This window comes from Streptococcus sp. HMSC072D07, assembly GCF_001814835.1.
Taxonomy (GTDB): Bacteria; Bacillota; Bacilli; order Lactobacillales; family Streptococcaceae; genus Streptococcus.
On the sequence record NZ_KV818079.1, the window covers coordinates 54,002 to 64,685 of the forward strand.

Below are 10,684 nucleotides of genomic sequence, written 5' to 3' on the forward strand. Positions count from 1 at the left end.
CCAACTCCACCGGTAAAAACTCCAGATCAACCAGAGCCATCAAAACCAGAAGAGCCAAATTATGATCCATTGCCAACTCCGCCGCTAGCACCAACTCCTAAGCACTTGCCAACACCACCAGCGGTGCCAACAGTTCACTTCCATTACAATCGTCTATTTGCACAACCTCAGATTAATAAAGAAATTAAAAATGAGGATGGAGTAGATATCGACCGTACTCTAGTTGCTAAGCAGTCTGTAGTGAAGTTTGAGTTGAAAACGGAAGCTTTAACTGCAGGGCGTCCAAAAACAACTTCGTTTGTATTGGTAGATCCACTTCCAACTGGCTATCAGTTTGATTTGGAAGCAACCAAGGCTGCAAGCAAAGGTTTTGAAACAAGCTATGACAAAGCTAGTCACACTGTAACCTTTAAGGCTACTGAGGAGACCTTGGCAGCTTTCAATGCAGATTTGACAAAATCCTTTGAGACTCTATATCCAACTGTTGTTGGTCGTGTCTTGAATGATGGGGCGACTTATACAAACAACTTTACATTGACAGTCAACGATGCCTACGGTGTCAAGTCAAACATTGTTCGTGTAACGACTCCAGGTAAACCAAATGATCCTGACAATCCAAATAACAACTACATCAAGCCTTTGAAAGTTAACAAGAACAAGCAAGGTGTGAATATTGATGGCAAAGAAGTTCTAGCTGGTTCAACGAACTACTATGAACTCACATGGGATTTGGACCAATACAAGGGAGATAAATCTTCTAAAGAAGCGATTCAAAATGGTTTCTACTATGTGGATGATTATCCAGAAGAAGCCTTAACCCTTCAACCAGAATTGGTTAAGATCCGTGATCTAGAGGGCAATCTTGTATCAGGTATCAGTGTTCAACAGTTTGATAGTTTAGAAGCTGCGCCTAAGAAGGTTCAAGATCTGTTGAAGAAAGCAAACATCACTGTTAAAGGTGCTTTCCAACTCTTCTCAGCTGATAATCCAGCCGAATTCTACAAGAACTATGTAGCAGCAGGAAAATCATTGCTCATCACAGATCCGATGACAGTTAAACCTGAATTTGGTCAAACGGGTGGTAAGTATGAAAACAAAGCCTACCAAATTGATTTTGGAAATGGCTATGCTACAGAAGTAGTTGTCAATAATGTACCGAAAATCACACCTAAAAAAGATGTGACAATCAGTATGGATCCAAGCAGTGACAATATCGATGGCCAAACAATTCCGTTGAACCAGTACTTCAATTATCGTTTAATTGGTGGTTTGATTCCACAAAATCATTCTGAGGACTTAAATGACTATAGTTTTGTAGATGATTATGACCAAAAAGGTGATCAATACACTGGAAACTATAAAGTTCTTGCCAAGGTTGATATCCGATTGAAAGACGGTCGTGTTATCAAGGCAGGGACAGACTTAACCGCTGAAACACAGGTTGAACATAATCAAGATAAGGGAATGATTACAATTCGCTTCAAGGAAGAATTCCTTCAAGAGATTCAGTTGGATTCTCCATTCCAGGCTGAGACTTATATTCAAATGAAACGAATTGCTGTCGGAACCTTTGAAAATACCTATGTAAATACTGTGAACAAAGTTGCTTATGCTTCAAATACAGTTCGCACGACAACGCCAGAACCTAAGAAACCAGAGGAGCCAACAACTCCTACTCCAAATCCAAAAGGGAACCCTACTCTACCTCAAACAGGTACAAATGATTCAAGCTACATGCCATATCTTGGTCTAGCAGCTTTAGTAGGAGTTTTAGGACTTGGTCAGTTGAAACGTAAAGAAGACGAAAGTAACTAAGCTCTGAATTTAAATAGAAAAGAGGAACTCTGTTTCCTCTTTTTTGTACCCCTAAATTAAAAACGCTTCCTATTGATTTTCACTCATAAAATCAACTAATTTATGTTAAAATGGTAGTAGAAAGTTGAGATTATGAGTTATTTTAAAAAATATAAATTTGATAAGTCACAGTTCAAGCTTGGTATGCGAACCTTCAAAACAGGGATTGCCGTATTTATAGTTCTCTTGATTTTTGGTTTTTTTGGCTGGAAGGGGCTTCAAATCGGAGCACTAACAGCGGTCTTCAGTTTACGAGAGAGCTTTGATAAGAGTGTCCATTTTGGAACTTCGCGTATCTTAGGAAATAGCATCGGAGGTTTTTACGCCCTTGTCTTTTTCCTCTTAAATACTTTATTTCATGGAGCCTTTTGGGTAACCTTACTAGTTGTTCCGATTTGCACCATGTTAACCATTATGACAAACGTTGCCATGAATAACAAGGCAGGAGTTATTGGTGGTGTAGCGGCTATGTTGATTATTACCCTATCAATACCAAGCGGAGAAACATTTTTGTACGTGTTTGCGCGCGTATTTGAAACATTTATGGGAGTTTTTGTCGCAATCCTTGTAAATTATGATATTGAGCAACTGAAACTCTTTTGGGAGAAAAAAAGAAAATAATGTTACATTTTATGACATTATTCATTGACGTTTGTCTTTTTTTAGACTATAATAGACAGGAAGAAGGAAATTGTAAATGAAGGAAAGAGAATTTCGCCGAAATATGGCTGTTTTTCCTATCGGCAGTGTTATGAAATTGACCGATCTCTCGGCGCGTCAGATTCGTTATTATGAAGATCAAGAGTTGATCAAACCTGATCGAAACGCAGGGAACCGTCGCATGTATTCGTTGAATGACATGGATCGTCTGCTTGAGATCAAAGATTATATCTCAGAAGGTTTCAATATCGCTGCCATTAAGAAGAAATACGCTGAGCGTGAGGCGAAATCCAAGAAAGCAGTGAGCCCAACGGAGGTGCGTCGTGCGCTTCATAATGAGCTCCTCCAGCAGGGACGCTTTGCTTCAGCGCAGTCACCTTTTGGTCGCGGTTAGGCAATCGCAAGTAGTCATATATATTAAGGAGAAAACCCATGCCAATCACAGCTGCAGATATTCGTCGTGAAGTCAAGGAAAAAAATGTTACCTTTATCCGTCTCATGTTTTCAGATATTCTGGGAACCATGAAAAACGTCGAAATTCCTGCTACAGATGAACAGTTAGATAAGGTCTTGTCAAACAAAGCCATGTTTGATGGATCTTCTATTGAAGGTTTTGTACGTATTAATGAGTCAGATATGTACTTGTACCCAGACTTGGATACGTGGACAGTCTTTCCTTGGGGAGATGAAAACGGAAGTGTTGCAGGTTTGATCTGTGATGTCTATACAACAGAAGGTGAACCCTTTGCAGGTGACCCTCGTGGCAACCTCAAACGTGCTCTTCATCACATGGAAAAAGTAGGATTTAAATCTTTCAACCTTGGTCCAGAGCCAGAATTCTTCCTATTTAAACTTGATGAAAATGGAGACCCGACACTTGAAGTGAATGACAAGGGTGGCTATTTTGATTTGGCCCCTACTGACCTTGCGGACAATACGCGTCGTGAGATTGTGAATGTCTTGACTAAAATGGGATTTGAAGTAGAAGCAAGTCACCACGAGGTTGCGGTTGGTCAACATGAAATTGACTTCAAGTATGATGAAGTGCTCCGCGCTTGTGATAAGATTCAAATCTTTAAGCTTGTAGTAAAAACCATTGCTCGTAAACACGGTCTTTACGCAACCTTTATGGCAAAACCCAAATTTGGTATTGCCGGATCAGGTATGCACTGTAATATGTCCTTGTTTGATGCAGAAGGAAACAATGCCTTCTTTGATCCAAATGATCCAAAAGGAATGCAGTTGTCTGAAACGGCCTACCATTTCCTTGGTGGTTTGATCAAGCATGCTTACAACTATACTGCTATCATGAACCCAACAGTTAACTCATACAAACGTTTGGTTCCAGGTTATGAAGCACCTGTTTATATTGCTTGGGCTGGTCGTAACCGTTCACCACTTGTGCGCGTACCAGCTTCACGTGGTATGGGAACTCGTCTTGAGTTGCGTTCAGTGGACCCGATGGCAAACCCATACATCGCTATGGCAGTTCTATTGGAAGTTGGTTTGCATGGTATTGAAAACAAAATCGAAGCACCAGCTCCTATCGAAGAAAATATCTATATCATGACAGCGGAAGAGCGTAAGGAAGCTGGAATTACTGACCTTCCATCAACGCTTCACAACGCCTTGAAAGCCTTGACTGAGGATGAAGTGGTCAAGGCAGCCCTAGGTGAACACATCTACACGAGCTTCCTTGAAGCTAAACGTATCGAGTGGGCTAGCTATGCAACCTTTGTGTCACAATGGGAAGTTGATAATTATCTTGATTTGTATTAAGAACATAAAAAAGATTGTCTGATTGGGCAATCTTTTTTATTATTGCAAATTTTTAAATGTATTTCGTTGCTGTTTTTAGTATAGTTATTATATAGAAAAACAGAAAACAAGAAAGAGTGAATTATGCATTAAAAAGAAATAATATTCTGAAAATAATTAGAAAATAACGTCCAATCATTTTCATTATACCTATTTAATGCAGTAGTGTGGCGGGTTTTGCGTGGGGAAGAAAAAAGTTTACAATTTGACAACATATTTCTTGAAATACGAATTAGTAAATGATAAAATGTTTTTTGGAATGGATGAGTTTCGGAGAGTTTATAAATTATTTACTATATTATTTACTCAAGTTCTACTCGCCATATTTCATTAAAAAGGAAAGGAGATTCTATGCAAAAAGATAAGTGGTGGCTTCCGTTTTTAGCAGTGGGAGTCATCATCGGATTGTCGGTGGGTTTGATTTATTATACTAGACCCGCTAAGGACGGAGAAGTAGGGACTTCATCAGTTTCGCAATCAACTTCAAGTGCTGAGAACAATACTGCCTTGAGTCTAAAAGGTCAACAACTTCCAGAATTTAAAATGACTTCTCAAGACGGTAAATTGGTTGCTAGTTCAGAGCTGTATGATAAACCTATGTTAATTGTCGAATGGGCTAGTTGGTGTCCTCATTGTCAGAAACAACTACCCATTGTTCAGCAGATGTATGAAAAGTATGGTGAACAGATCAATTTTGTTTTACTGAATATGAACGAACCTGGTAAAGAAACAAAGGAGAGTGCTGATCGATACATTAAGGAAAAAGGATACACTTTCCCTTATTATTATGACGAAGATCAATCAGCGGCAGATCTATTACAGGTTCAGACCATACCAAGTATGTATTTTGTAACCAAGAAGCAAGAAGTAAAAAATGTATTGGTTAATCATTCCAATGCGGAAAGCTTTTCTAAAGAGTTGCAAACACTACTCAACTAACATATATCTACTATAGAAAAGGGGGAAGAAGAAATCACAATAGGATTTCAGAAATAGCAATGAGAGATTTCATTAAAAAGGTCTCCATATTGTTTATCATTTTATTCTTATCTGTTCCATTAGCCTTAATGGGACAGATACTTGGTAGCGCTGCAGCAAATGAAGGCGGTAGTACTATTGAAGTAGGTGGAAATACAAAGATAACACAAAATGGATGTTCCCGTAAAATTGAAAAAACGGAAAAAATTAGCTGGCGCCTGCCTAGAAAACCGGTGGATTTGGTAATCTTGCAGGATGCGAGTGGATCATTTAAGAACACTATTCCAAATGTCCAGAACGCTTTAAAAACTCTGACGACATTTGTGAAGGAAGAAGAGTATGATGAAAATAACCCACGTTTGGTTAAGACTGATAATCCAGATACATCAGACCGGGTTATGATGGCGACCTTCCAAGGTGCAGATGGATACAACTACTACTACAATAATGATTTTACAGGTCGTAAAGATGTTTATGGTAGTTGGGGACCTGACTATGATTACAAATACAAGGCAAGTAACTTGTCTTCTGATCAAAATGATATCCATCAATTCATTAATAATATTAAAGTAGCGGGAGGAACACCAACTGTTCCAGCTATTGACGATGTCATTGCTCAATATAATGAAAGAAAAGGGAATATGGCTAATGGTCGTAAAACTATCTTTCTTTTGATTACGGATGGTGTTGCCAATGGGAAACGTGACCCTGATGGTAAGGTTCGTCTAGAGTACAGTGACTATCGGAACAATATTCTTACACGTGCATGGAATTTTAATGAACTAACAGAGGCGTCTCAAAACGTTTTAGGGCGTGTGAAAGAGGTTAAGGAAGCATCTACAAGACTTAAAAATGTTGTTGGTTCTGAAGGAACAGTAGTAGTTGGTTTCTGGGAAGACGTAACAATCTTTGCGAATTCCAAAGCTCAGTACTATGACACATATAAAGAAGGTTATTCAAAATATTTTGATATAGGGGATAACCGAAGTGTCCAAGAGATTTTCCATGAAGCATTAGAGGGGATGGCTTCTCCAGCTAAAAATATCAATGGAAAAGATGTTTCCTTCTATGTTAATGAACAAAGCGATATCAATAAATTCTCAAGTCGAGTTCTAGAATCTGTTGGTGCTGCTCTGGTTAAAGAAGATATCAAAGGTGAGTTTGAAGTTACTCCAGGATATAAGGTAGATGCAGTTCGAATTAATGGTAAGAAGATTGTATCAAAGGTTACCGATTCGAAGAAAGAAATTCGTGGTAAGATTGTTCAAGAAGGAGACAAGGTTACAATCTCTGTTCCAGAGAGTGTCTTTAATCCAGGAAACAACAAGTTTGACTATGATTTGAGTAAGGAAGCACATGCTGAACAAGTTGATGAGGATGATGAGCAAGACCCTCCTGCAGACTACAAACCAGTTAAGGAGACAGTTCCAGTTCCTGAGCTGACTGGTAAATTTAAAGTTGGTGATTTTGCGACTGAAACAATCGGTGGTTCGAAAGAAACTGTAGAAGTTCAAAAACTTGAATACTGTTACCCAAGTGCCACCAAGAAAATTGCAGACCAAGATCAAAGCAATGATACTGGTACTATTGAAGATCCACTTCAATTGACTAAAAAACCAGCCTATGCAGCGAACTTGTCTGCCAAAGACGAAACATTTACTTATACAGTAGATTACAACTTCAACAACGTTCCTTATGAGTTTAAGCAAAACGTTATGTTGACAGACCCTCTTGACTATCGTTTAGAAGTTGTAGGTCATCATGCTTCTGGACCACAAGGTCAAATCTTGACTCGTGTAGTGAAACAAAATGACGATCTCGGAAACGAACGTGAAGTTGTTGTTGCTGATGTACCAAGTGTGAATGGTTATGAATACTTAGTGCTTCAAAAAGCTAAAATGACCATTACCGTTCGCTTGAAGGAGCAATATCGCAATAATCAAGCGAGCAAAGAATTCATGGCCCTTCTTCAGGATAATGATGGCTTCGGTTTGCTGAACCAGGGTAATATCATGTGGAATGGTGAGGATAATAATCCTGATCCAAGTAAACATGCTAAAACAGCTGACAAACCAAGTACCATTCGCCGTTCAAATCCAGTTTACGTGAAACCTCCAGTTGTAACAGAAATTACGAAGAAGGTCAATGATAAGGAACATGAAGATCTTAAGAAAGAAGAAGAACTCTTCGAGTACAAGGTGACTGTTCCATGGCCAGGCATTGCAGATACATTCAGCCTTACGGATACAGTTGTTTCAGAGTTGGAAGTTCAGGCAGATAGCTTGAATGTAAAACTTGGTGAAAAAGATAATACTGAGTTGAAAACTGCTACAAAAGTTGAAGGTCAAACTGTTTCACTGACTCTTGATAAAACTCAACTTGAAAAAATCTCACGTAAGGTAACGCGTCGTAAAACTAAAGATGTTCAATACCTTGAATTGACCTTCAAGGCTAAGATTCGTCCGGGTGCTGACCTTTCTAAATACAAGGAAGATGGTCAAATTAAAGTACCTAACACGGCAGATGTTGCCTTGAATGATATCAAGAAAACATCGAATAAAGTAACGGTTACACCACCAAAACCACAAGAACCTTCTATTGATAAGAAGATTAATGAAAACTTGGATACATTCCAAACATTTGATGGACAACCATACAACTACAACATTACAACAGCAGTACCAAGTGATGTTGCAAATTACAAGAAATTTGTGATTCGTGATACACTAGATGCTAATTTGGAACTTGCAGGTGACGTAAGTATTAAAGGTTCTGCAGCGGCCCTCTTTGATATCCACACCAATGGCCAAGAGATTACAGCAACGGTGAAGGATGGTCAGTTTGGTGAACTTGCAAAATACTCAACTGTTGAACTAGTCATTCCTGCAAAAGTTAAAAATGGTGTGACAGGCACAACCATTGAAAACAAGGCTTCTATTTCCTTTACAAATGAGAATAATGTAGAGAAAGAAGTTGAATCGAAACCTGTAACCGTAACGCCACCTCCTGTAACGAAGAAGATCAATGAAACTCTTGATCACTTAGATATCGCGACAGGTCAAGCGTATAACTACAACATTAAGACAAAACTTCCAACCGATATTACAGATTACAAGAAATTTGTGATTACAGATACACTTGAAGGAGATTTGTCAGTTATCAATGAAACTTCAAGCAAACCAGTTATCAAAGGAGCAGCTGCAGCCTTCTTCGATGTAACAGTTGAGGGTCAAACCGTGACTGCAACGATGAAGGACTTTGCGAAGGCTACAGACCTTGCTAGTCAAGAAGTGGAATTGATTATTCCGGCTAAGATTAATGATGGAGTGACGCGTATCAACATTCCAAATACTGCGAAGTTCAGCTTCACAGATAAGAACGATCATAGCGGAGAAAAAGAAACGAAACCTGTCACCGTAACCCCTCCATCAGAACCAGGTGTTGATAAGAAAATCAACGAAACACTGACAGAGGCAACAATCGGTGCGGAAACCGACTTTACTTATAATATTAAAGCGAAATTGCCAAATGATATTACAACGTACAAGTCCTTCGTTGTAACGGATACCTTGGATGAGAACTTGACTCCAGGTCAAGCTGAAATCAAGGGAGCTGCAGCGAAATTCTTCGATGTAACAGTTCAAGGTCAAACCGTGACTGCAACGATGAAAGATTTTGCGAATGCGGGTGACTACGGTAACCAAGAAGTAGAGCTCGTGATTCATGCCAAAGTGAAGAAAGGCTCAACTGTTCCATCTATTGAGAACAAAGCTAAGATTACTTACACCAACAAGAATGACCAACAAGGTGAGAAAGAAACCAAGCCGGTCACTGTTACACCACCACCAATCACGAAGAAGGTGAATGGTCAGGAACACGCAGATCTTGGTAAGTTATCAGAAATCTTTACTTATACGATTGACTCAACGGTTCCACATGTGGCAGATACCTTCACCATTTCAGATGATATCGTCAAAGAATTGGCATTTGAAGGAGAAGCAACGGTCACTGTTGATGGCCAAGCTGTTCAAGACCTCACTGTAACAACAGAAGGTCAACGTTTGACGGTCACATTTGGTAAAGAGCAAGTGAAACAATATGCTGGTAAAGCTGTACAAGTTTCATTTAAGGCTAAGGTGAAGGAAGGCATTACCTTTGATGCACTCTTAGCGACTTATCCAAATGAATCAAAAGACAAGCCGGTAGTACCAAATACTGCTAGCTACATCATTAATGATAATCCTGATTCTAAGAAAGAATCAAAACCAGTTACAGTTACACCACCACCAACCACTACTCCAGAGCTTAAGAAGGAAGTAAACGGAGCAGAACGTTATGATCTTGCAAAACGTAATGAAGAATTTACTTATACTTTGAAAACAACAATGCCTGCCAGCGCAACTGTGTTTGAGATGACAGACGAGTTGAAAGAAGTTCTAGAATTTGTCGGTGAGAATGCTTCAGCTACTGTTAAACTTGATGGTGAGGATGCAGGATCGAAGGCGACAGTGACACTTTCTGGTCAAGTCATCAAAGTTGCCTTTACAGAAGCTTCTGTAAAAGCAGATGCCGGTAAGTCTATTGAAGTGAATTTCAAGGCTAAGATTAGAGATAATGCCAACTTGTCTGCTTATGTAACCAAAGATGGTAAGACTGAAATTCCAAACAAGGCTTCTTACGACATCGATCACAATCCGAAATATCACAAGGATTCCAATGAAGTCCCAGTAACGCCACCAACACCAGAAGAACCAGAAATCAAGAAAGATGTGAACGGCAAAGAAGCTGAAACTCTTGACAAACGTGACCAAGTCTTCACTTACAACGTGAAAACAACAGTAGCGCAAGATGCGACAGCCTTCTCAGTCACAGATACACTAGTAGACGTTCTTGAATTCGCAGGAACTTCAAGTGCTAAATTGAATGGTCAAGCTCTTGAAGCAAGCCAAATCAAGGTAGAAGGTCAAACCATCACCTTGACCCTTACAGAAGAACAAGTGAAAGCCAATGGCGGTCAAGCAGTTGAATTAACATTCGACGCGAAGATCAAAGCCGGCGCGAACTTGTCTGCTTACCTATCAGAAGATAAGACTGTGAAAGTTCCTAACAAGGCAGCTTACAAGGCAGATCTTCCAAACAAACCAGGCTTTACGAAAGACTCTAATGAAGTCCCAGTAACGCCACCAACACCAGAAGAACCAGAAATCAAGAAAGATGTGAACGGCAAAGAAGCTGAAACTCTTGACAAACGTGACCAAGTCTTCACTTACAACGTGAAAACAACAGTAGCGCAAGATGCGACAGTCTTCGCGGTAACGGATACACTAGTGGATGTTCTTGAGTTCGCAGGAACTTCAAGTGCTAAATTGAATGG

5 protein-coding genes and 1 pseudogene are annotated in these 10,684 nt (G+C 39.5%); all 6 read left to right on the plus strand.

Annotated elements, in window-relative coordinates:
- Positions 1 to 1,815: SspB-related isopeptide-forming adhesin (locus HMPREF2991_RS11305; protein WP_257372025.1), on the plus strand; the 1,815-nt coding region annotated here is incomplete at its 5' end.
- Between the two features lie 132 nt (positions 1,816 to 1,947).
- On the plus strand, positions 1,948 to 2,475 hold the full coding sequence (locus tag HMPREF2991_RS09095) for an FUSC family protein (protein ID WP_000119887.1): 528 nt from the start codon (positions 1,948 to 1,950) through the stop codon (positions 2,473 to 2,475).
- A 76-nt stretch (positions 2,476 to 2,551) separates the two neighbouring features.
- Positions 2,552 to 2,908: a transcriptional repressor GlnR gene (glnR, locus tag HMPREF2991_RS09100; RefSeq protein ID WP_070683909.1), complete on the plus strand. Its 357-nt coding sequence runs from the start codon at positions 2,552 to 2,554 to the stop codon at positions 2,906 to 2,908.
- A 38-nt stretch (positions 2,909 to 2,946) separates the two neighbouring features.
- The gene (glnA, locus tag HMPREF2991_RS09105) at positions 2,947 to 4,293 is read left to right on the plus strand and encodes a type I glutamate--ammonia ligase (RefSeq protein ID WP_061587530.1); all 1,347 of its coding nucleotides are present in this window, start codon (positions 2,947 to 2,949) and stop codon (positions 4,291 to 4,293) included.
- 390 nt (positions 4,294 to 4,683) lie between these two features.
- Positions 4,684 to 5,271, plus strand: coding sequence for a TlpA family protein disulfide reductase (locus HMPREF2991_RS09110; RefSeq protein ID WP_070683911.1), 588 nt, complete (start codon positions 4,684 to 4,686; stop codon positions 5,269 to 5,271).
- 59 nt (positions 5,272 to 5,330) lie between these two features.
- Positions 5,331 to 10,684 (plus strand): annotated as a pseudogene (padA, locus tag HMPREF2991_RS09115) (LPXTG-anchored isopeptide-forming adhesin PadA); the annotation flags it as partial.